Source organism: Enterobacter sp. YSU (genome assembly GCF_016082135.1).
GTDB classification, from domain to species: Bacteria; Pseudomonadota; Gammaproteobacteria; order Enterobacterales; family Enterobacteriaceae; genus Enterobacter; species Enterobacter hormaechei_C.
Genome location: NZ_CP059487.1, coordinates 1,907,310 through 1,930,004, shown reverse-complemented (window position 1 = coordinate 1,930,004; position 22,695 = coordinate 1,907,310). Strand labels below are relative to the sequence as shown.

Below are 22,695 nucleotides of genomic sequence, written 5' to 3'. Positions count from 1 at the left end.
ATGCGGATATCATTTCGCAAACCAGGTAGATGCGTACGATCTAATGCCTCGTCCTGTTACAAATAAAAGGTTTCAGATAGTCCCTCCGGACGAAAGTATTCAGTCCAGAATGTTTTCAGGCCGTTTTGCTGATGGATTAGCAAAAAAAGGAGTCATTATTTCCACTCACCAGCCAGATTATGTGCTCAGGTTCCGAATCAGCAGCTCACAGGAGAACATGCAGTATAGCGAGCAGCTTCTTACTGGGGTGACAGGCTACGTTGTAGATAAAAAGACAACGAGAACTGACAAGCATGGCGAATTGCATACTGACTATGACTACAAGCCAGTCGATGGGGTAATAGGCACTGAGACGATGTCGCAGATGCACTATATGCGACAGCTGGATGTCGAGGTATACCCGTCAGCGAAAGGAGCAAAGCAGGTTCTGAAAGTGAGTATGCAAAGCAATGCACCTGTGCCGTCAGACAGCATTGCTTATTCAGCAATGATCGACGCCTTTACTGATAAATTTGATGCGCCGCTGCGTTCCGGAAATTATGTTGCAGTGATCCCCTGGAACTGAAAGCAGACGGCGGGAAGAGAATGTTCAAAAGTGACTTTTGGACACGCACATTAACGTGGCTATCGCCCTCCCCCATTAAAATCATAAAGTCGGTAAAGATCGCCCATCGTGATGGAATTGGGCTTATTAATGAACAGATACTGTAACTGTTCTTTATGTTGAGTACTGGCAGCTGCATTCATAAGCACTTCCAGGTAGAACTTGTAGCCTATGCTTCGCTCTGAATACATATACTGGAACTGCATCAGTAAAATGCCTGACATAACATACAACAGCAGCAGACTGAGTAATACAGTGCTATCAGGCTGTTCCAGTGCCATACTGACATACCCTGAACCCAGAATGCACAGAAGCCACCCCGTCATTAGAGCAGGCACCCTACGACTCAGACGTTTATAACAACGTTTTATTACGGGATCCCGGAGATACTTTTTGTCAGGTATCCCCGTTGCTCTGATGACGAAGCTACTGAGTATCGACATCTTTTTTCCTTCTGGACGCTCTCAGTCAATAAATCAGGCCAGGCGCTCATTGAAAGCTACCACGAGCTGCGAATCGGGATTTTTTACCAGTTCGGGCCGGATAACTTTTAGTTGCCTCGTTGGGGCGAGCTCATCTGTAGGCCTGATGGTGGTATTACCCGGCCCCTTGCGGGTACTGTCGGTGTTTACCTTGAGCTTTTTATTTCCCAGGTAGCTTTCCATCTTTTTAGAGATGGTGTCACCTGTGGTCGCAACACCAGAGAGTTCCTTTAGATGTTCACCTTTATCCATTTGTACCGATGACATCAGAAATCCGATTCCGGGATCGTTTTCCGTTCCACAGGCTCCGTACTGACATTGTGCAGCGAAAACGGGCTGTACACCTACAGCAACCAGCATTAACGTACTCAGTAAAGTAGATTTCATACACACCTCTTACAGTCGGAAAAGTTACTTTTGCGCAGCGCCCATTTGGGTCACCAGGTTTTCCGGGCTCAGCCACCCCGTAAATAACTGCGGTTTGCCGCTTAGTGTCACCATGGTAGGAGTACCTTGCAGCGGGATTGTTGAGGCCACCTGGAAATGCGATTTGATAATGTTTAAGCAAGCCTCATCAGGACGTCCTTCCGGGATAGTTGAAACCGGATTCATCGCTGCATCCAGAGCTTCGTTTGGCTTTGCTGAACACCAGATTTTGGCCATGTTCCCGGCTACTACCGAGTTCAGTCCTGCACGTGGGAATGCAAGAAACTTAATCGAAATACCGGCATCAAGATAAGACTTCAGATCATGATGCAGTTTTTGGCAGTATCCACAGGTTATATCGGTAAAGATAGCAAGCCGGTATTTTTCGTTTGGTGATTTGTAGTCGATGGATTTTGTTTTGGATGCGAATTCCCGGACGCCCATTAAAATGGCCTGCTCAGTGGTGTTTACCACATCTTTACCTTTCACGTGGAATAAGCTTCCGGTAAAAATGTAATCTCCGTCTTTGCTCACGTAACTTACCCCCTCCCTGGAAATCACCGTAAAAATATCTTTTACTGGCGAGGGTTCGACGTGCTCGATTGAAAGCCCAATGGCTTTGAGCTTATCCCGGGCTGCATCTGGCAGTACCATTGTATTAACCGGCTCGGCATTCATCGTGAAGGCGGTACTTAATGAAAGAAGTAATACCGATGCCTTAATAATTTTTTTCATTTCCGCTCCTTAAATCGAGCACTAATATTATCACGCCCCAAAATTCCAGAATTTTGCTTAAACGCTTAAATCAACGGGTAAAGCCGAAAGAAAGTCGATAGATATATGGGAGAATAGATAAAACGTAGATTCAGTGGAGAAATCGTTGTGTTTACACCACCAGCAGATGATGTGAAACCTATTCCCGTTCCTGATGAGATTTACACTCAGTGCATTACGGATGCCGCCCGCTACTTCGGAATTGATGCTGAACTGGTTTTTACGTTGTTTGACAATGAAGGCGGTAAGGTTGGTACTTTCAGCAGGAATACTAACGGCACTTATGATATTGGCCCAATGCAGATCAACTCATCCAATCTACCTGAAATAAAAAAGCATTTCCCGACGGTAACGTGGCGGGTTCTGGCTTACGATGCTTGCGCAAGTTTCTGGGTTGGAACATGGTGGCTCTATAGAAAAATTGTTGATCGCAAGGGCAATGTGTTTGAAGGGATTGCAGATTACAACAGCAAAACCCCAAAGGTACGTGCAAAGTACATATTTAACTTCATGGTAAAGTACAATCGCCGGATCCAGCAGCGTAACGGGATGGGTGAGCTTTATCAATGGACCCAGCAACCTCCTCGATACAATGGCCATATAGCTAAAAATGTCCCGGAGCAAAACCCGACTCCTGTTGTTAAATAAATACAACCCGATATTACAGAAGATCATCGAGTGGCTTGGGTAAACCACCACAAATATTTCACACTGACTCAGGAGTAATATATTGTCTTCTTCTGCAAGAAATTTATTTAAGATTCTCTCTTCTTTCTTGATCCAGAAAAACCCTCATCATGAAGAAGTATGTGTTCATGAAGAAACAACAGCTGGTTTATGGGCCCCTCTCCCTGATTCGCATGTCGTGCTTTTCTTAGATTTCGATGGGGTTTGCCACAGGTGTAAAAATGAAACCTTTGAGCGAATGCCACTGTTAGAGAAATTGCTGGATAACTGCCCTGCCATGGTGATTGTTATCTCCAGCTCATGGCGTGAGTGCGCTAATACAAGTTATCTGAAATCTCTGTTCCGGGTGCCTTATAGAGACAAAATCATAGGTGCAACCGGTTCGGTATATTTAAAACACGGACAGACTGGTGTGCGGGCTGCCGAGTGTGAGGACTTTGTCTTTTCACATCGAGTTAAAGCATTTATCTGCCTTGATGACGACGAATCATTATTTCCGGCCGGTTATCCGCATTTGCACAAAACCGATTATTACACGGGCCTCACCGAATCTGACCTTGCAGCTCTTAACGCAAGGTACCATCAGCTCATGGGACGCTGATGAACAAAGTAACTTTCCTTTTACCCTGTCACTGCTGATCTCGTACGCCCATCCACTTTAGGATTGATTGTTTTATACCATACGCAATAATGTCTCATATGAATTCGACAAGAAAGGGACATTATGCTGCATCACTGTCAGGCTAAGTCACTGGATGACATATACCTTGAGGATATTCCCCACATCATACATCCGGCCACGGCGGTACATGACCTCGAAGATACCGCCCTGCCAAACCGGATTATTCAGGAATGGAATTTACCGCAGGGATATACACAGTTTGTCAGCCGGTATCACCAGTTCCACCATCAACGCCCCTGGCTCGCTTACCGCGATACGCTTGACGACATCAGATACGGTAAGATCGTTCTGCTTAGAAAAGACATAACCGGCAATGCCGGGCCGGGGGTTATATCAAATGGCAACCTACGCAATGACCTGCCCCTGTCCCTCTTTACCCGTCTGCGCGATATCATCTCTCGTCAGTTGAAACGCCCGGGGTATTACGTTCGATCAACGACACCAGCACAGCACGCCCAATCAACAAAAACCATTAATTCCAAAGCGGCTGGTCGTCTTCTCGCAGCTGGCGGGCTTTATAATGGAAATGTGGAGGGATTTCGACATACGGCTGAACAACTTGGCGGCGAAGCTGTTGAAGGCTATGACCAGGTATTGAACGAAACAACTTCAGGTATGCTGGTTGCAGCGGCTTCACTTCTGGTTATCCGAAATCCAAGGTCTGCGGATGAATTGACAAGTTATCTCGGCAAGTACAAAAAAGCACACGTTTTGCTCGATGATATGAATGTTAGCGAATTGAACTACATGCGCCGAGACAGAGCTGAATATTTAGCTCTCCGTGGACAATTCAACAATACTGTACGCCCTAACTTCCTTAAATCACTTTCAGACCACCCAGATGCCCTGGCTACGTTTGAACCTAACGATTTGATGAAACTTGCAACAGGCAAGGTCCCCTCTGGGTGGCAGGTTCACCACAAGATCCCTCTTGATGATGGTGGCACAAACGCTATAGACAACCTGGTACTTATTCAGAATTCACCATACCATTCAGCACTGTCGAAAGCACAATCCATCATTACGAAGGATCTACCGTATAATTCAAGCACCAAAGTTCTATGGCCATCGCCGAACGGTGTTATCTACCCGGTAGGAAAGTAAGAGGCGCTCATGAAAGATTTAACTCAACTACTCAGCAGCTTAAAGAGGTTGATGGTTGCAGATCACTACCCTTTAGCCAGCCCGGTAGCCCCGGAAGTCTTGAAAGACTTAATCTGCAATCCGCCTCCAGTGGAGTGGGCAGATCACAAAAAGAGCGCCTATATAGATATACAGAAACTCATTAAAACCAGGCTTGATTATGCCCAAGTGTTTAATGCTATGGATGGTTTTGAGTACAACGGACTTACGTTTTATAACCTTGTTCAGGCAGAGAACGAAAATCTATTGTGGTCAAATATTTACATACGCAACTTTGAAGCACGAGACAATGAAATCTACGTTGACCCAAATCTCACTGATAAGGTGTTAATCGGAGAAGATGGCATGTCACTTTTCGCTTATAGTTTTGCAGACGACTGCTTTCAGATAAGAGACAAAGCATCTACTGATTATGTTATTGAATCTCATACAGAGTTTGATAGATTTTTGTCTTCACTGATTCAAACCGTCAGTTGAATGTTCCGCAAGAGCGGTACTTCTGAAAAAAAGGCCGCAAACACATACTTTGCGGCCTTAATTGTTTAGCAGTAATTTACAATCTATTGATAGTCATTTCAGGAGGTTATATTCAACCTCCCTTATTTTTTATTTTCATTAAGCCACTGATCCGCTTTATCGACACGTGACTGGTAAGGCTCATTTGTGTTGCTCAGCTCTGACTTCATGTACTGAATGAATTCATCTGCTTTCTGAGGCCCAAAGCGTGGGTCATCCGTCAATTGCTGCCGGATAGCCCTTTCAGAGTTCTGCGCTGCATTCGCATAAGTCGAAACGCCGTCGCTGCTAATACTCTGATACCGGTCACTTACAGCTGCGACGCCATCAGACATCTGCATGTGATTAAGGACTTTACCCTGGAGAGAATCAGGCATATTTGCAGGGTTAGAGGCATCATTTGCTATCGATGTCTGGGTTTGAAGGATGCCCGCTCCCGTAAGCATCTCATTTACCGGTTTCGCCCCAACGCTGGTTAGCGTATCCGAAACAAATTGCTGGCCCCCGAGTAGCGCACCAGAAATCGCGCCCCGCTCAGTGTTGGCCTCTATCTTTTCCCCAACCAAGCGATCTGTGACGGTCTGAGTGCGGTTACCAACGAGACCACCGCCCGACCCACCTTCTCCCAGGTTTGCCCGTACGACTGACTCAAGTGAACCATCAGCTCTGTTATGAGTGTTGAAACTGCTATGGATGCTCTTAACGTCATTCATACTCCAGTTAACGTTATAGTTACCCAGTTCATTAAGGATCTTCTGGGTATCCGCTTTGAGCTGCTCTCTTTCGGCACCGGTAGCCATGGTGCTGGCACCATAGGTAAAGACAGCTTGCTGTGCCAATTCAGCTCGCTTATCGTCCCGGCTTAAGTTCGGGTTGTTGGCAACACGACTAAAGTAGTTATCAGTGTTATTAGATAAGCCACGAACTTGCCCGCTCTGATACATACTGTTCAAAGCAGTGGCTCGTTGATCCATTCCATCACCAACCACCCGACCTCCAACCTTTTCCAGATCGTTAAATGTGCCTTCTGCATTTCTGACATCCTGACCCGAATTGACGACTTTCTCTACACCCTGATTATTCAGTACAGGTCCATTCTTTTCGAGAGAATTAAGCACATTCCTTTCTTCATCAGAATAAGTGCGGCCCACGTTGTTGTTATGTATTCCCTGAATATCGCCTTTGCCCGCGTTATCAAGGTTATACGGAGTAAAGCCAGCTTCACTTTTTCCAGGGACATGCTGTGTCGCGTCCTGAGCGTTGGAGGAAAGACCGAGTTTAGCCTGCGAATCTACACTTCCACCCAGTTCCCCTACGCGTGACGCACTCATCACGCCAGACGTATTTACGCTGTCAGGAGTTCTATCCTGTGCCTGAGTGATAGTATTAATTCCTGACCCGTCACCTGAAATTCTGTCGAGCTGATTGGTGATAGGTAGCAGCTGCTGTGCATTACCACCGAAGTCGGAAACCAGACTTTTAAGCAGGCTGGAGGTTTCACGGAGATCCTGTTTATTACTTTCGGCCGTCTCTCCCCGGGCGGTATCAATCGCAATTTTTTGCTCACTGAAATCTCGGGTTGCAGCCACAAGCGCGTCAGTACGTTGAAGCTGCGATCCAAGCTGATTACTGGCCTTGAAGGTATCGTTATAGGAGTTGAATTTCTCCATAAACGCATTCTCATCCAGCCCATTCTTACGAGCAAAATTCCTTACATCATCATCACTGAAGTTTTTGTTGCGAATAGAATCGGAGAACCTGTCCAGGTTAATGCTTTGTTTAGAATCAAGGCTCATTCCACTATTGGAGCTTGCGTTAGTCGAAACCGATGTAGAAATATTTTGCGCCATCGTCTGTGTCGCCTGGTTCATTTTCGACGATGCTTCTTTAAACGCATTAGTATTGGATATCTGATCGCTGCTTACCTGAGACGCCGCTTTACTGAACTGGTCAGTTAACGCAGAATCCTGGCTAAGCTGATTCGTGATTGCTTTTGAAAGGTCATTTGAAAGCGAGTCACTGCCTGTATTGGTCTTAGATGCACCGCTACTCAATTGCCCTGCTACAGCCGCTTTCAGCCCGGCTCCATTGCCAGTTCCAACACCTCCATTAAGCCCAGCGTTGAGAATAACATTTGAAGCAATGCTGGCCATCTGAGACGCACTCACCCCATGTTTCGTTGCAATACCTTCTGCTACAGAGGCACCAATCTTATCCGAGATCTGCTTCATTGTTTGCAGGTTGGTTGAGAACTGCTGGCTCGACTGTCCTGACCTTCCAATTTCGCTCATCTGACTGTAACCAGCCTGGAATGAATTACTTGCCGCACTCATAACTGATGAGGTTACAGCTGATCCTTGTCCCTGGCTGTTAGCGATACTTGAACCAGCATTCCACATTCCAAGACGGAAATTACTTGAATCAACTGCGCCGCCATCGCTGTATCCCTGACCGGTACTGGTTAAGGCGGTTCGTGTCACGTCACCAAATGAAGATTTACCGCTGTTAGGGCCATCCCATACTTTGGGCGTTACATGACCAGTATCCACCGGCGCATCGGGGGTCACTCCCTTAACCGCATTCATCATCGGGTGAATCGACTGTGTCATCAGGAATAATGTGAGTACCGGAATCAGAGCATAGAGGGCGGAAGCAACAGACAGGTATGAACTGTATGTTTCCGCAAGCCCTGGGAGTCCCATCCACGTGACGGCATTATTCTGGCTGTTGAGGGTGCTCCAGGTATCCAAGTCGGCCGTCGCGACTTTCTTCACATACGCGTTGACCATTACTGCCGTAAGCGGCCACATATTCACGAAGAGGATAAGTTGCAAATATTTCGCCGCAGCGGCAACACCATTACCACCTAACGCCAGCAGCATAAGCAAAGCAAATGGAGCAACCATATAAGCAAACATTTCAAGGAATGCGATTGCTGCTCCCGACAGTTGTAACCACAACTGGCCCTGTGAAGCCATTGTGTTGGTTCGCTTCAGAGAAGCCTCAAACAACTGCATATCGGAAGCCAGACCGAGTGGGGTCTTATATTTGCTTGCGCCATTTCTGAGCTCATTCATAATGAACAGGTTCAGGGTGGCGTCATACGAACCAATAGCCTTACCGTACATACCATTTGCTGACGCCATAACATCAGTAAAGCTTGCGCCGGTAGGTGCACCATTTGCTTCGTCTGGAGTAAGGATGCCGTTTGTCTGTCCTATAAGGGAAATAGTCTGGCGAGCTTCAGCTGTACTGGTAACCTGTTTCACAGTTGACCAGACCTCATCACACGTACCAGATTTTGAACCGTTAGCGCCAACAATACTGGCAGAGGCATTCTTCAGTGCGCCTTTCATCGCCTGATTAATCCGGTCCATGCTATCTGCCAGATTAGCTGAGAAAATATCGTTAAAAATAGTTTCTTTACCGGCAATATTTGCGCTTGAGTTTTGGGTAGCCTTCAGGCAGTTGTATGCAAGAGACTGAACGGTAGCACATACGTTCATTGGCCCTAGCCCGCTGGCCGGTTCAGGAAATGCGGAACAGTAGCCCTGGCTATCGCCGCCCCATTGCAAAAACTTCACGAATCGGATCATCGGACCGAGGGTGATGTCATCGTCCAGAGTTGTTGCAGACAGGTCCACCGGAGAAAGCGGATCAAACGCTGTTTTATAATCCTTCAGCAAACCCTGGCTTAAGTTAGTGGTGACGGTTGCCATCGCAGCAATAAAAATTGGAATTCCGTCGACGTTTCTGACCTCTCCCGACTTTACAGATTCAATAGTTACATCCACTCGAACCATTGCCATCATGAAAAGGATCAACCCCAAAAACCAGGAGAAAAACGGTAATTCATTTTTGGTCGGAGCCTGAAGCCATAGCCACGTTTTATAGAATAGGCTCACACCTGCTACAACGGCGGCCGTGGTCAGGAACTCTTTTACACCAGTATATTGAGAAAAGATCAGGGCAATACCGGTAAAAGCCGACCAGACAAAATCAATATCACCCAGGGTATATATGTTGTAATCCATGTCAGACCTCAGTTACGTGTGCCACGAATACTTTCAGTGAAAGCCTTCCGTTGCAGGCGACGGTTATCCCAGGTTGAAATGACGTCCGAGCTGGTACCGACCTGGCTGTGCGATAGCTCATAGGCGGCTTTAACCTGTTTTGAGAGATTGTCTGTTAATCGGTTGAGATCATCCCTTTTACCCGACAGCGACTCACTCGGTATGCTCATGGTTGAAATTTTGGCCTCAACCTGGCGCAACATGTTGATTACGAGGCTCGTCGCAGCAATAGTGCTGATGTCCTGAATGTATGCGTACCCTTCCGGTGCTTCGAATGTTTGCAAAGAGTCGATAATGGTCGGGATGCCGATATAGGAGATAATGCGTAATTCATCATCTGAAACACGAACGTCGTTGATGATTTTTTTCTGTACGTTTAAAAGAAGATCAGAAATGGTATCCTTCAATCCCTTAAAACCACCGTCATTAACTTCTGACATGACAAGGCACTGAGCCTTTCGTGGGGATGATGGATCTGGTGCCGGAGAACACTTGAGCATTTTAATTGATCCGCCAGCTGGTGGCCCCATGATGTAATCCGTGACAGTCATGGTAGACGGGCGGACTTCCATTCCCGCTTTTTCGCCTTTGCTATCCCAGTTGATAATGACAGTACCTACGAGAGACATAAGTTGTTCTGCCAGTTTATAACCGGATAACTCCGTTACCCCTCCGATGTTCATCGTTCCCTTATCAATATCCATGAACGACATATAGAAGAGGTTACCACTGAATTTTTCAGCGAACTCTTCGGGATCCTTTGCTTTAACCTGAGAAGTGACAGCTTCAGGTGACTTTGTCATCGATGAGCCAAAATCAGGAATAAGACCATTAATCGATCCCAGAATTGAGGCTGGTCCAGAGCTAACTGAGTTAGCGAACTGGCTTGGCGTACCCACGTTTTCAGAAAGGAAAGAGTAAGTTGCATTGCATGAATCTTTCGCAAATTTATTTAGCGCTTGCAGTTTGTTTTGGATGTCATTAATCGTTGCAGCACAGTCAGCACAAATAGCTGAAACAGCAACGTTAAAAGCATAGATAGCCGCACCCTGGGCAATACCACGGGCCACCTGCACAAGCTGGTCCCCGTTGATCATGCTGAAGGACCCAAGAAAAACGTCAATACCGTTACAACCGACAGAAGCTTTTGGAAACGACATGGAAACAAGGTTGGTATTAACGTTTGTTGTTCGGTAAGACATTGACCCGCCAACTATGCCTGTACGGGTTGCTGTGGAAAAGGTGGCCGGGCTGGTAGACGTCATCATGCCATTGAAAATGTTACGCATTGCGTTGTCTGCATTTGCAGTCGGGGCTAAAATTGCAGCACAAACAGAAAGAGACAAAAGTAACTTTTTGAAGTTGAAAACGGCATTACTGCGCATAAGTGCCTCCAAAACTGCCGCCAGCATTGAGATAATTGACCGGATCGGCCGTAGGCATGTCATAGCCTTCGAGTTTTTGGTCCATTATTTTTTGAAGTAGGAATGGGTCTGATTCCATTTCGGATTTATTAACGGTAATAACGCCATCATCGCCGATGGTATATTGCCTTTTAATATCTAGAGTTGACTGGAACGAAGCGTCATCGATCAGATTCATGCCCTTCGCGGCAAGTATAATAGTGTTCTTTAATTCATCAGCGGAGATCATGCCTTCACTAATGCGCTGAGCTGATGTCCCATCCTTTGAAACCAGGAAAATTGTAGGTACCTCTCGAATTTTAAATTGATCAATAATTTGTGCGTTGGGGATGTTAAAATCCTGAAAAAGGCCATTATGCAATGGCCTTCCATCCATACTGATTGGAAGAATATCTACCGAATAATAGTTCTGCATAAATTGAAGTATTTGGCTTTCTTCGTGGCAAAACTGGCAAGTACTCTGGAAAAAGAAAAATAAACCTGACTTAGTAAAGATATCTTTCATTACCGTTTGCTGATTTTTTTCAACAACAGTGCGGTGAGCATCCAGTGCCACCTTTTCCACTGGTTGCCTGCGTTTTTCAGACATCATCGGGTTTTTAAGAAAATAATCTTTTGATTTGTCAGAAAAACGCGTACTGATATCCAGCATTAACCTTTGCGCCGTGTAATAACGTGATAGATTTTCTGCGGTAGGGTTATCCATTGCCTGCGTTAACAGTCGAGGCATATTCTCTTTTAGCCATTTTGAATTTAAATCTACCATTTCCTCTTTTGAAGGCGAGCTAGCAGCACCGGTTGGTGGCAAAACCTCTTCTTCTTCAGCTTCGCTTTTTTTAGCAGGATCGTCATACCAGAAGAAACCCTTCTTATAAGCCTGGCCAGATACAAAGGGCGTATCTTTTATTAGGGGTTGCTCAGGGCTGGCGTGGGCACCAGTAATTACCAAAGACATAAGCAAAACCATCTTTGAAGGCGCTAATGCAATACGAGTCATAGACCGTTCTCCTTTTCTGATGCGGTTATGATGGCATACAAAAAAAAGGTTAGAGCTCGTATAGCATGGTCGTTTTTATGTTGAAAAGGACGGAAAAGGAGTGCTGACTAAGAAGATAGTCTCGGTGATGGAAAGATCATCCATCTTGCACGTTGTCAAAAATCCGGTGTAACAAAAACATGGTTTTATCGAATATCTAAAAGCAAATATTGCTTTGAAAACAGGTGTATTTAGAGCTGAAAAAAATCATCACAAGTAATGCTGTTTCTATATTTCAAAAAAGGAATAGCTAAGGATCAAAGAAGCGAACTTAGACAAGAATATAAAATATATTAATTGAAAGCGATTAAGAAGTCGTCATGCATAGAAGGTTTTGAGAACCTAAGTAGTTTTACGTTTTCAACAGAAAAAAAGGTGCACATTTTTGGAACGAAGAAAAACTGAATAAAGAAAAATCAAATTATATCTTTACTTGTCAAGAGTTGATATTTAAGTTGTAACTAATATTTGATTGTAAAGCAAACAACAGAATTTGACTTAAGTCAATATTTAGATTCAGACAAGGCAAGTTTCGCGATATCTTTTTTAAATTTAATCTAATTCTTCTTGAGAATACCTCTCTATGGCTGAAGCAGTTGAAGATAATCTGCAACGTGGACAATGAGCATCATTTGTCACTGGCACAATGTATGGGCGTTTACATTTTTCGCAGGCACCTAGTTCTTCAATTTCTTTCATAGAAGTAAGGATTTCTATTATTTTATTAACTTCCGGTGCGCATACAAAGTATCCCAGATTATGAAGGACACTCATTATTCGGTTGAAGTCAATTTGCCGAAAACTCGCTTCCGGATTTATTGGATCAAAACCAAAATAGTTAACTGCGACATCAATAACAGCAGAAAAGGCTCGGCGGTTATCTGTGCGTTTGCTCCAGCCCCGGATACCTTTTTTGAGTTTTGTTTTTGCACCAGGCTCAAAATCGATATTTTCAGCAACATGATTACCGTACAAAATTCGTATTGTATTTTTATTTGCCCCAAGCGACATAGTTCTTGCTGCTCGCAATAGAGCATTAGCTTTTGTTTGATCGACCTTTGCCATATCAATAATCCTTTAACATAACTTTATTTGTTAAAGTGTTGAACACATCCTGACGGTGACTGGTGAACATAGTGTCATAACGTAATAGTTCCATCAAATCATCACTAACTTTTCCTAACCGGATGTCAGCAGACAATTCATAAGCCCAGGCAAAAACTTTCGTTTTAAGTGAAACACTCTCTTCAATATGCCCTTGTGAGAAAGCAATTGTACGTGGGAAAAGAACGACATCGTTAATTGTTTTTAACGATGAATAACCAATGTCTTTAATAGCATCAGCTGTAGTTGGTTTTAAACCAAAGAAAATACTTACAAACTCTGGTGCGAGCATTGAGATAAAGAACACCTGCATAAAGTAGTCATTCTGTATATCAACACATTTAGAACGCAACTCATGAATCTTCTTGGGATTATAGATATCCACTGTACCATTCAGAAAAGTCACTTTTTCACCGGCATCGTAAATACCATAGTCAATATCATTTGTATCATATTCACGAATTACATTGGAATCACCGTCCAAGACCGCAGAAAAAAACCTCTCCCATGTAATTTCCTTTCCGAGTGTACGCGGAACCAAAAAACTACCTGGACGTGTTTCCACTTCAAAAGCTAAATCAGCGGCTGTACTAAATCCTTTCCCAAATAGGCGACGCTGGAGAAGAGGAGTCCCAGTTTGATATGCAGAAGATCCATGCACAGGCAATAACATTAAAAATGCACGGTAACTACGAATAAGCGAAATCTCAGTGCGGAAAAGTTTACCGAGTAAGCTACGAGTTAAATTATCAGATTCTGACATGTGCTGATTGTCCTTGCGCCATTACAATTGTTCAAATCTTCAACATGGATTTTTTGTTAGGTGTTCGGTAGGGTGAAAAGTAACTTTTAGTATTTTCTTAAGGCTTGAATAAGCCTTAAATCTATCCCTTCAACCACACCGCTTACTTGTAACACTTTTTAACCAAACTAACCAGAATTTTATCAAAAATTCCTGCGCATGCTAACGAAATGTGAAGCGATTAAAAAAAAACCTAAATCCAGCCCCTCCCAACGTTGGATTAGAATAACGACGTCTTTCACTGACCGTCATAAACTGACATTTTTACTTTTCATCAACCTCATGCTTACATAGGATCACTAAACAAAGAAAAGTGACCCTATGAATGCCTCACATAGGGTCACTTATGTTTGAAAAGTGACCCTATGTAATGTCGTCATAGGGTCACTTTTTATAAAAGTGTCACTATGGACAAAGTTCCATAGGGTCATTTTTTTTGGAAAAGTGGCACTAGATATATGTATAACTTTAATAGAGCAATGCACATTATCAAAAGCAATAATCCACAATGGTCATTCTGTCAAAAGTAACTTTAGGGGGTAGCGATGGAAGTGAGGCTAAACTCGCTGTTACTGTTTCTGAAGGCCCCTCCCGAATGGGGGAAACAGCGAGTGCATTACATCTGTTCAATTCCCTCATCAAAGAGCATTCAAAAATCTTCTGTTCGTGAAAAAAAACGGAAATTTCCTCCGGTATAGTAATTTCACATCAGGAGGCGTCATGAGTAATTCAAATCTTATAAGTTCTATAGAGCTAACACGTAAAAATTTACGTGCTCAGATTGAAGGTTTGCGTGTTGAGGCTGAAGATCTCATTACAAAATACTGGATCAAGTGGAAGGAACGAAACCACCAAGAGATTAACCTTACCCGACATAGCAAAGTTCCAAAGAGGGAGTACCTGGGTTCTTACGCACCAAAAGTTGAGCTAATTGGTAATGCCAGAAAAGTAACGATCACTTGGCATCAGTTCAGCCCTTATAAAACAAGAGCGCCTAGCCACATGTCAAAACGGGTGCAACCAATGAAAAGTGGAAAATATTCTAAGAACTGTTTTGTAAACCATGCCAGCTGGGAATACGAAATGATTTCTGAAACGGAAGCATTGCTGGAGCCTTACAGAGAAATGCTTGAGCTCTATCATTCAGCATATATCGAACTTGGACGAAAAATCCGTCAATACTCAAAAACTAAGGTGGCACAATGAACGACGCAATTATCACGGACAATGAGCGTATTAACATTGAACCAAAAGATGTAATGGTAAAAGGTTCAAATAAAAAGCAAGGCGTAAACGCTCAAACTTCTACTCAACGTAGACCAGAGCACCAGGGTATGGCCAAAGTTATTATTAACCCCGGCACCCCAGACTTTAACCGGTTTTTAACTGCCAGAAATGGAGCAGTCATCAGAGGTTTTGATGATGTGAGTATCGCTATTTCCTCTCTCTTTAAAACGGTTGATGCAGTTAAACATCCTGACCTTGTTCAGGCTATTCAGGATTGGTTCAACGAGCTGCATGAAGAAAACAATAAGATGAAAGAAAATCTTGTTGCTTATATTAAGTCAATTGAGTTCGACAAGAATGACTCATTCATGTCATCAACTCAGTTTGTACCTTTCAGTTTTGAACCAGTACAACTCAACTTCAATAACCACAACACCATGAGGTTTTACAAGTACATCTTCGAGATGAACCAGCTCATGAACACAATGTATGAGTACAACTCATTGGGTTTACTGGCTGTAAGCGACTATCCGGTTATGTCTCACAACATTATAAAGAGTATTAATTTATATGTTGAGAATGTGAAAAAGACTCTGAATGTTTCTCGCCGTAAGGATGGGCCATACAGTCCAGCAGAGTTCATCACCAAAGTAATGCAATATAAAAGTGTGCAGGCATACATTGCAGCCGAACTGTCAGGCAAACGTCGATAAGGTATGATGATGAATTTCAGGGCGCTGTATTTATGTATTAAACGGATTTTGGGGATATTCTCATCTCAGGAGAATGATGCAACCTCTGTAATGATTGAGGATATATCAAGCCTCTCTCCTTTTGCGCAGATTCTAGGAGATCAGAAGTACACTGTTCCTGATCATCCAAATCCAGAAGTCCTGAAATTCATCGAGTATCCAACTCGTCCGACGGGCATACAGACATTTAATGAACAGTCAATCCTGTCTCTGTATCGGGAAAAGCTGCACTCAATTTCAATGATGTTAGCTATCAGCGATAGCGACATCAGGGACGATGCATATACATTTACTAATTTAGTTTTAAAGCCCTTGGTTGAATATGTTCGCTGGATACATCTTTTGCCAGCTTCCGAAAATCATCATCATAATGGTATTGGTGGGTTACTTTCTCACAGCCTGGAAGTGGCCATACTCTCTTTAAAAAATGCGCATCACTCAGAACTGAGACCAATCGGATATCAAGATGAAGAAGTAGTCCGTAGAAAAGTATATCTCTATGCTGCGTTTATCTGTGGTTTAGTCCATGATGCCGGAAAGGTTTACGATCTCGACATTGTAAGCCTGAATTTAGCTAGTCCGATCATTTGGACGCCAAGCTCACAAAGTCTTCTTGACTGGGCACGTGAAAATGACGTGGTTGAATACGAAATCCACTGGCGAAAGCGTATTCATAATCAACATAATATCTGGTCCAGCGTTTTCCTTGAGCGAATCCTAAACCCGGTATGTCTTGCATTTTTGGATCGGGTAAATAAAGAACGTGTTTATTCAAAAATGATCACCGCCCTAAACGTTTATACTGATGGGAATGACTTTTTGTCTAAATGCGTGAGGACCGCTGATTTCTATTCTACTGGTACAGACCTTAATGTTTTACGTGACCCTATCATGGGTCTGCGTTCTAATGATGCAGCAGCAAGGGCCATTAGTACCATCAAGCACAACTTTACCAGTATCAATATCAACAATTACAATGCTAAGCCTATGCACATCATTATCGTAAATGGTGAGGTATACCTTAACGAGAACGCATTCCTTGATTTTGTTCTCAATGATTTCGAATTACATAAATATAACTTCCCTCAGGGAGAGGCTGGTAAGACCGTATTGGTAGAATCCCTAGTTCAACGTGGTTACGTCGAGCCCTATGATGATGAGCGTGTCGTTCACTACTTCATTCCGGGTATCTATTCGGAAAACGAAATATCAAACATCTTTAGAAATGGGATAGGGAAACTAGAATTCTATAACCTTCTTAAGCTAAGGTGGATTGGTTTAATCTTTGATTCCTATAAAATCCCTGACTCAGTGCCGGGTCTTTTTAGCGTTAATGCCAATAAAGACTTTATTTACATTGACGAGCAAAAAACAGTTACTGAATACAGAAGACCAGTGCCCGGTCGGGACGTTATAACTAAAATTACTGATACTGTTGAGACGGCTGTTCTTAAGGTTAATGATTTAGGCCGCTCCTCTGCCTCTATTGATGTTGATATACATTCTAAGAAAAATGAAGGCTCATCCGACGATTTTGAGAAGAAAGCCGAAAGTGATAATGAAATTGATAATGACACGCAGATAGTTAAATCTGAGGGTGAGGAAGCAGCTGATCCTGTCATTCCTGATATAGAAGAAAGTGAAGATGAATCGGCAAAGGACACGGAATCCCATGTCCTGGTCAACCAACTTCATGAACTCCTTTTAAGCGCTCCACTTTCCAATGACTATATAGTGTGTGTTGATGCTGTCCCCTACCTCAACATAGATACCACTATGGCATTGCTGCCGGGATTAGATGAAAAAGCATTCAGTGAAGAGCCCTATTTCCAACTGACATTCAGAGAAGGCTCTCTCGATGGAATGTGGATAGTAAGGGACATTGACGATCTGCGTTTAGTCCAGCTCGGCGATAACTGCGCCGGGTTCCAGCTCACCTATCATGAGCCAAGAAGGCCAACAACTTTAAAGTCACTTTTCAATACTTCTATGTATCAGGCATTAGTGATTAATGATGAGTCTTCTGTTGAAAACTCTGCCCCACGTCCAAAGCAAACGCTTGAGCTGCCTCCCCCACGTGTAAATGCAGTCGAAGAACATTCTGGCGACGTGGAATATCATGGAACCGATAGTGCATCCGCGACTGGTCCGCTGAAAACTGAGGCTGTGGAATATGAACATTATCAACATCTTTTTGAGAAAGAAGATGAAGAGCATGAGATCATTGATTATACCGATTTCTCACAGCTTAGTGTTTCTCGGCCAGAAGTCGGTAGTTGTGCAACAAGCTCTTCGGTCCATAATGAAAAGCTTCTCTCCGAGCCGTCAGAATTACCAGAACTTAACCGAGAACAGAACGCTGATCCCCAGGGTACGAATGAACGCTCTATGGATGTTTCTGTAGGACAAGAAAACTCAGAACCAGATACTGAGGGTAACTGCCCACCACCAGCTGAAGTTGTGTATTCCCAGACCGAAGCAGCCGCAACCAGTGTGATGGCAAGTGAAGAGCCCGCCTTACCTCCTGTACTTGAAGAATCAAATGGAGAGCATGCGCCCACAGACGCTAAGGGGCATCATCTTTCGCCAGCACTGGCCAGACTGTTCGCCCCAACAGCACCGGTAGAAAAACAAAATCCCAAGCGCAACCGGAATAAATCATCGGACAAAGCAGAAGTACAAAAACCAGCATCACCTGTTTCTGGTCACAATCTGAACAGTAAAGTCTTTGCATCTACTGAATCAGACCAAAATGGTGAATTCTCGCTTATAAGCGAAGGTGACGTTACAGAGCTTGAATTTGTAGAAATTGCGTTAGTACTGCATCAAATTCTGTCCAAAATGGAGGTGGCGTTTAAAAGAAAGCGCAAAAACAGATTTATGGTAAGTACTCCTAATACTCTCTATCTGACCCAATCTTGCGTGGAAAAATTTGGGTCGCAGTTAGAGGCTCAAGATCTTTTCAATAAGCTTCCTCAGTACCTCGTTAATTCTGGTGCTGTGATCAATACAAAATGCCATGCATTTAACATGCCTACTTTGCTGGCCGCATCAGACCGGGCGAAAGTGGACATTGAACGAATTATCAATAACCTGAAAGAGGCTGGGAACCTATAATGTCAGATTCGAAGAGGACTAACCTCCATGCACAAGAGAATTTTTATCGGCCTATTCTTGAGTATCGTAGTGCCTCAATACTTTTGATTTGTTCGGTTTCTATGCTTTATATGGGACTTTCTTCAGACGGACTGGACATCGCCCCAATAGTTCTGTTCACCTCAATATTGCTTTTTTTGCTGTGCCTTTATCGTTGCAAAACAGCAGCGCCATTTTTGATGGCTCATTGGCGTGTATTCAAGCGACATTTCATGTTCGTTAGTCTTGATTCACTGCGTGTAATTAACAAAAGTAACTTTTTCTCCAATGAGCGAAAGTATCGTCAACTGGTTCAGGATTATCAAAATAAAAATAAGGATATACCCGAGCGAAAGTCCTATTTTTGTGATGGGTTTGAGTGGGGTCCGGAACATGCGGATCGGGCATATCAAATAGCTAACCTCTCCAGTGATAAACGTGAGATCGAGTTGCCATTCGTCTTCAACCCAATTAAGAGACATTTTGACGCAATGGCTCGTAAGATGGGCGGCAGCAATGCAATTTTTGCTGTGGAACGTAGGGAACCCATATTTGTAACTGAAGACAATTGGTTTGGTCATACTCTGATAACCGGAAACGTGGGTACCGGGAAAACGGTGCTACAGCGTTTACTAAGCATTAGCATGCTTCATCTTGGTCATGTTGTTGTTGTCATAGATCCAAAGAACGATGCAGAGTGGCGAGAATCTCTAATGGAAGAGGCTAAGACCCTCGGTCTTCCTTTCTATAAATTTCATCCTGGCCAGCCAGCATCTTCGGTCTGTATTGATGTCTGCAACACCTATACTAATGTTTCTGACCTAACATCTCGTCTTTTGAGCTTGGTGACAGTTCCCGGTGAGGTTAACCCATTCGTTCAGTATGCCAAGGCTCTCGTTTCCAATGTGATTTCCGGGCTTTCTTACATAGAGAAAAAGCCTTCTATTTATCTGATTCACAAGAACATGAAAAGCCACATGTCTATTGTGAATCTTACAGTCAAGGTAATGGAGTCATGTTACGCGAGATATTATGGTTACGATGTCTGGACCGAAAAAGTTAAGTACGTCGCTAACGATACCTTGCCGGTACGTTTCAAGCGTCTCGCTGAATGGTTTACGGCTCATTTCATGAATTACGAGGGGTCCGAACAAATAGACTGGTTAGATACTGTTTCCCAGCTTATTGATTACTCAATGTCCGACCCAGAGCATATGGCTAAAATGACCGCAGGTATTATGCCTGTTTTCGATATGCTCATTGAAAAACCTTTAAATGAGCTTTTATCTCCTAACCCGAACTCAGTATCATCAAGAGAAATTGTAACAAGCGAAGGGATGTTCAGCACTGGCGGGGTGCTATACATTTCGCTTGATGGCCTTTCAAACCCCGATACAGCAGCTGCTATTTCTCAATTAATAATGTCAGATCTGACCTCCTGTGCCGGTAGTCGCTACAACGCTCAAGATGGTGATATGTCAGCTAATTCCAGGATAAGTATTTTTGTTGATGAGGCACACTCAGCCATTAACAACCCTATGATTAACCTTCTGGCGCAGGGTCGTGCAGCGAAAATTGCACTGTTTATTTGCACCCAAACCATCTCCGACTTTATTGCTGCGGCAAGTGTTGAAACTGCCAATCGAATTACGGGGCTCTGCAACAATTATATAAGCTTGCGAGTCAACGATACTCCTACTCAGACGCTTGTTGTAGAGAACTTTGGTAAGAGTGCGATAAGCACAAATATGGTCACTTATACGACCGGTTCAGAAACATCTTTGCCGCATAATAACTTCTCAGGTTCAATCTCAGAAAGAAAGCAGACAACTTTAGAAGAGAGTATTCCAAAGGATCTCTTGGGTCAGGTCCCTATGTTTCACATAGTTGCCAGGCTTCAAGATGGCAGGAAGGTTGTAGGCCAAATCCCTATTGCTGTTGCTGAGAAACAAATGAAGCCAAACACAACTCTGTCGGAAATGCTTTTCAAGAAGGCCGGAAAAGTTACTTTGCGTCAAAATCTCGATATCAAAAATCTTAATAAATTTCTAAGGAAGTTGCATTGATGGATGAAAAAATTGTCCTGACGCGCCAGCAAATTTTAAGCTCTGCACTAAAAGTCAGCAAATGTCGCTCGCTCGTAAAAAGGCGCTTTCAGTCTTTGGGTTTAAAGTACGCAGATTCTCAGGAAGTTCGAGATCGGCTAACTATGATAGAAAAAAACGCGTTTCATCATTTGGGAAAATTTTGTCAGAGCAACGATATCGATTCCCTATTCTCCATGGCAAATACCCTGTCTGAGCTTTTCCTTTTAAAGGGAGAGTTGATCACGACTGATCCCTTTGGGGACCGTGAAACCAGCTACTGGTCGGTACCACAAGGATCATGCCATGAATGGATTCAATCACTGACCACCAGCGAAGGTCCTGAACGTAAATTCGTTAGTTTCCGTATTTCTTTCGATAACAATGACGTACGGTGTGATCTTGTAAAAAAGAATGCCCGTATGCTTGGTTGTTATCTTTTGCCTTATTTCGTCGATTTAACACGCACGGTGGGCGCATTCATTAATTTGCCAGGTAGTGTCTCTTTTAAACAAGTACAGCGCATCAAACCCCAGATTCATCCAGAAACAACACATAGTCATATAGTTACTATTGAGGACTCTCCCTTTCTTTCTCGGTTAAAATTTAAAATCATTACTGCCATAGATCAGCTTCCTGACCCTAATGGCCTTTATACAAACACCTTTAACAGCATTATTGACCGTGCACTGCTGACTCATCTCAAAACCGAACAGGAAAAAATAGATAGTCCAAGAGTCTGCAAAAATGTGATTTCGGCTTTTGCCGACTCAACTCTTTCTCTGCCGGTGTTTAACATCGGCCTAAACGAGCAGTACAGATACTGGACGCCGTGGGGCATCAACTTTATAGAATTTTCCCGCCAGGCCGCAAAAGCAAGGACCGCTGTATTTGTTCCTGATGTGGGACAGATCGAGTGGAAAAGCGCAGAGCATAAAGAACTGGCGGAGTTAAGCCTCATCGACCAAATCATACCTAAACAGTACCACTGGCTCCTGGGTATCCCGACGATGTGGCGTAACAACTATTGCAATCACGATCAGAGGCTAGCTCTTTTTCGTGAATGGAGGGAAAGCAATGGCTGCGGATAATACAAGCAGGGCAGCAGTGCTCAGAACAATGCTTTTTTTTGGCATGGTCATTTATTTTGGTTACAGCTTGGCTTTCCAGAATACTGAGGAGCTCAAATATCAGATTACTCAGGAGGTTAATGCAAGCCGGTCCATCATATCAAATGACCGTTGGAAGTCTGTCATTGCAAATAGTGAAGCGACTTTAAATTGGTTGGTACATGACTATAAGTTAATTGACTATCTGAATACTATTCTGATCCCTGACACCAAAAAACCAGCCAGAGGTATTAACATTGTTGCTGAAAAATTTACCTCTATTAATTACACTATGGCCAAAAACATACCCCTCTTACTTTATCAGTCCATTTTCCGGTGGAACTTAATCCTGGGGTGGCTAATCGTTTTTCTGCCCTATCTATTTGCCATGCTAGCAGATGGAATGTACCAGTGGAAATTGAAGAGGTACGTATTTGGTAAGGTTACAGTTCAGTTTTATCGTATTTGGTTTCGAGCATTTTGGGTGATCAGTGCTTTAACGATGGTCTACCTGGTCATGCCAAATATGTCACTATTTAACAATATCGCTCAACTTTTCCCACCAGTCGCTTTATTGATACTGGGAATTGCATTGAATCGCTTGTGGTCTAACTTTCAAAAACTCATGTAAAGGT

19 protein-coding genes are annotated in these 22,695 nt (G+C 43.5%); 11 read left to right on the top strand and 8 right to left on the bottom strand.

The features are described from left to right. The first annotated feature begins 109 nt into the window (after positions 1-109). Positions 110-565, top strand: coding sequence for a hypothetical protein (locus H2Z33_RS09305; protein WP_223230168.1), 456 nt, complete (start codon positions 110-112; stop codon positions 563-565). Between the two features lie 59 nt (positions 566-624). Here the strand turns inward: H2Z33_RS09305 and H2Z33_RS23405 are convergent, their stop codons facing one another. From H2Z33_RS23405 to H2Z33_RS09290, 3 genes are all read right to left on the bottom strand, one after another. Next, on the bottom strand, positions 625-885 hold the full coding sequence (locus H2Z33_RS23405) for a hypothetical protein (protein WP_001439466.1): 261 nt from the start codon (positions 883-885) through the stop codon (positions 625-627). Positions 886-1,080: 195 nt separating this feature from the next. Continuing rightward, the gene (locus H2Z33_RS09295; RefSeq protein ID WP_000843243.1) at positions 1,081-1,473 is read right to left on the bottom strand and encodes a hypothetical protein; all 393 of its coding nucleotides are present in this window, start codon (positions 1,471-1,473) and stop codon (positions 1,081-1,083) included. A 24-nt stretch (positions 1,474-1,497) separates the two neighbouring features. Beyond that, a complete protein-coding gene (locus tag H2Z33_RS09290; protein WP_000720274.1) occupies positions 1,498-2,247 on the bottom strand; it encodes a thioredoxin fold domain-containing protein in 750 nt (249 codons plus the stop codon). Between the two features lie 147 nt (positions 2,248-2,394). On the opposite strand from H2Z33_RS09290, the gene H2Z33_RS09285 reads away from it, so the two are divergent. The 4 genes from H2Z33_RS09285 to H2Z33_RS09270 all read left to right on the top strand — a co-directional run bounded on the left by H2Z33_RS09285 (position 2,395) and on the right by H2Z33_RS09270 (position 5,275). Continuing rightward, positions 2,395-2,934, top strand: a complete 540-nt coding sequence (locus tag H2Z33_RS09285; protein ID WP_000494968.1) for a lytic transglycosylase domain-containing protein — start codon at positions 2,395-2,397, stop codon at positions 2,932-2,934. Between the two features lie 82 nt (positions 2,935-3,016). Beyond that, positions 3,017-3,574, top strand: a complete 558-nt coding sequence (locus tag H2Z33_RS09280) for an HAD domain-containing protein (protein ID WP_001371950.1) — start codon at positions 3,017-3,019, stop codon at positions 3,572-3,574. 123 nt (positions 3,575-3,697) lie between these two features. Continuing rightward, positions 3,698-4,759 carry an HNH endonuclease signature motif containing protein gene (locus H2Z33_RS09275; protein ID WP_000902297.1) on the top strand — a complete coding sequence of 354 codons (1,062 nt, stop codon included), beginning with the start codon at positions 3,698-3,700 and terminating at the stop codon, positions 4,757-4,759. A 9-nt stretch (positions 4,760-4,768) separates the two neighbouring features. Further along, positions 4,769-5,275, top strand: a complete 507-nt coding sequence (locus H2Z33_RS09270; RefSeq protein WP_000654195.1) for a YrhA family protein — start codon at positions 4,769-4,771, stop codon at positions 5,273-5,275. A gap of 122 nt (positions 5,276-5,397) precedes the next feature. Here the strand turns inward: H2Z33_RS09270 and H2Z33_RS09265 are convergent, their stop codons facing one another. The 5 genes from H2Z33_RS09265 to H2Z33_RS09245 form a co-directional block, all read right to left on the bottom strand. After that, on the bottom strand, positions 5,398-9,348 hold the full coding sequence (locus H2Z33_RS09265) for a conjugal transfer protein TraG N-terminal domain-containing protein (RefSeq protein WP_000386160.1): 3,951 nt from the start codon (positions 9,346-9,348) through the stop codon (positions 5,398-5,400). An 8-nt stretch (positions 9,349-9,356) separates the two neighbouring features. Beyond that, positions 9,357-10,772, bottom strand: a complete 1,416-nt coding sequence (gene trhH, locus H2Z33_RS09260) for an IncHI-type conjugal transfer protein TrhH (protein ID WP_001257292.1) — start codon at positions 10,770-10,772, stop codon at positions 9,357-9,359. Further along, positions 10,762-11,808 (bottom strand): thioredoxin family protein, encoded by a 1,047-nt coding sequence (locus H2Z33_RS09255; protein ID WP_000196727.1) that lies wholly within the window; start codon positions 11,806-11,808, stop codon positions 10,762-10,764. Before H2Z33_RS09255 ends, trhH begins: the two co-directional genes overlap by 11 nt. A 591-nt stretch (positions 11,809-12,399) precedes the next feature. Next, the gene (locus H2Z33_RS09250; protein WP_001140952.1) at positions 12,400-12,912 is read right to left on the bottom strand and encodes a hypothetical protein; all 513 of its coding nucleotides are present in this window, start codon (positions 12,910-12,912) and stop codon (positions 12,400-12,402) included. A gap of 1 nt (position 12,913) precedes the next feature. Further along, the gene (locus H2Z33_RS09245; protein WP_000004208.1) at positions 12,914-13,714 is read right to left on the bottom strand and encodes a hypothetical protein; all 801 of its coding nucleotides are present in this window, start codon (positions 13,712-13,714) and stop codon (positions 12,914-12,916) included. Between the two features lie 759 nt (positions 13,715-14,473). Between H2Z33_RS09245 and mobI the strand changes: the two genes are divergently transcribed. From mobI to H2Z33_RS09215, 6 genes are read left to right on the top strand one after another with little or no spacing between them, the layout of a single operon-like run. After that, entirely contained in the window at positions 14,474-14,959 is a 486-nt protein-coding gene (gene mobI, locus H2Z33_RS09240; protein WP_000071885.1) for a conjugative transfer protein MobI(A/C), read from the top strand. Next, positions 14,956-15,693, top strand: a complete 738-nt coding sequence (locus H2Z33_RS09235) for a hypothetical protein (protein WP_000995978.1) — start codon at positions 14,956-14,958, stop codon at positions 15,691-15,693. The genes mobI and H2Z33_RS09235 overlap by 4 nt, the downstream gene beginning before the upstream one ends. Before the next feature lie 9 nt (positions 15,694-15,702). Continuing rightward, a complete protein-coding gene (gene mobH / locus H2Z33_RS09230; protein WP_001011152.1) occupies positions 15,703-18,849 on the top strand; it encodes a MobH family relaxase in 3,147 nt (1,048 codons plus the stop codon). Continuing rightward, positions 18,849-20,933, top strand: a complete 2,085-nt coding sequence (traD, locus tag H2Z33_RS09225) for a conjugative transfer system coupling protein TraD (RefSeq protein WP_001284073.1) — start codon at positions 18,849-18,851, stop codon at positions 20,931-20,933. Before mobH ends, traD begins: the two co-directional genes overlap by 1 nt. Continuing rightward, complete coding sequence (locus tag H2Z33_RS09220; RefSeq protein WP_000343600.1) at positions 20,933-22,042, top strand: hypothetical protein; 1,110 nt, start codon at positions 20,933-20,935, stop codon at positions 22,040-22,042. The genes traD and H2Z33_RS09220 overlap by 1 nt, the downstream gene beginning before the upstream one ends. Beyond that, positions 22,029-22,691, top strand: a complete 663-nt coding sequence (locus tag H2Z33_RS09215; RefSeq protein WP_000718549.1) for a DUF4400 domain-containing protein — start codon at positions 22,029-22,031, stop codon at positions 22,689-22,691. The genes H2Z33_RS09220 and H2Z33_RS09215 overlap by 14 nt, the downstream gene beginning before the upstream one ends. Positions 22,692-22,695 lie beyond the last annotated feature (4 nt).

Bases quoted from the DNA above. Each gene is read 5' to 3' on its own strand.
- traD (WP_001284073.1), top strand. From the start codon at position 18,849: ATGTCAGATTCGAAGAGGACTAACCTCCATGCACAAGAGAATTTTTAT.
- H2Z33_RS09250 (WP_001140952.1), bottom strand. From the start codon at position 12,912: ATGGCAAAGGTCGATCAAACAAAAGCTAATGCTCTATTGCGAGCAGCA.
- H2Z33_RS09265 (WP_000386160.1), bottom strand. From the start codon at position 9,348: ATGGATTACAACATATATACCCTGGGTGATATTGATTTTGTCTGGTCG.
- H2Z33_RS09305 (WP_223230168.1), top strand. From the start codon at position 110: ATGTTTTCAGGCCGTTTTGCTGATGGATTAGCAAAAAAAGGAGTCATT.
- mobI (WP_000071885.1), top strand. From the start codon at position 14,474: ATGAGTAATTCAAATCTTATAAGTTCTATAGAGCTAACACGTAAAAAT.
- H2Z33_RS09255 (WP_000196727.1), bottom strand. From the start codon at position 11,808: ATGACTCGTATTGCATTAGCGCCTTCAAAGATGGTTTTGCTTATGTCT.
- H2Z33_RS09275 (WP_000902297.1), top strand. From the start codon at position 3,698: ATGCTGCATCACTGTCAGGCTAAGTCACTGGATGACATATACCTTGAG.
- H2Z33_RS09235 (WP_000995978.1), top strand. From the start codon at position 14,956: ATGAACGACGCAATTATCACGGACAATGAGCGTATTAACATTGAACCA.
- H2Z33_RS23405 (WP_001439466.1), bottom strand. From the start codon at position 885: ATGGCACTGGAACAGCCTGATAGCACTGTATTACTCAGTCTGCTGCTG.
- mobH (WP_001011152.1), top strand. From the start codon at position 15,703: ATGAATTTCAGGGCGCTGTATTTATGTATTAAACGGATTTTGGGGATA.
- H2Z33_RS09295 (WP_000843243.1), bottom strand. From the start codon at position 1,473: ATGAAATCTACTTTACTGAGTACGTTAATGCTGGTTGCTGTAGGTGTA.
- trhH (WP_001257292.1), bottom strand. From the start codon at position 10,772: ATGCGCAGTAATGCCGTTTTCAACTTCAAAAAGTTACTTTTGTCTCTT.
- H2Z33_RS09270 (WP_000654195.1), top strand. From the start codon at position 4,769: ATGAAAGATTTAACTCAACTACTCAGCAGCTTAAAGAGGTTGATGGTT.
- H2Z33_RS09215 (WP_000718549.1), top strand. From the start codon at position 22,029: ATGGCTGCGGATAATACAAGCAGGGCAGCAGTGCTCAGAACAATGCTT.
- H2Z33_RS09245 (WP_000004208.1), bottom strand. From the start codon at position 13,714: ATGTCAGAATCTGATAATTTAACTCGTAGCTTACTCGGTAAACTTTTC.
- H2Z33_RS09220 (WP_000343600.1), top strand. From the start codon at position 20,933: ATGGATGAAAAAATTGTCCTGACGCGCCAGCAAATTTTAAGCTCTGCA.
- H2Z33_RS09290 (WP_000720274.1), bottom strand. From the start codon at position 2,247: ATGAAAAAAATTATTAAGGCATCGGTATTACTTCTTTCATTAAGTACC.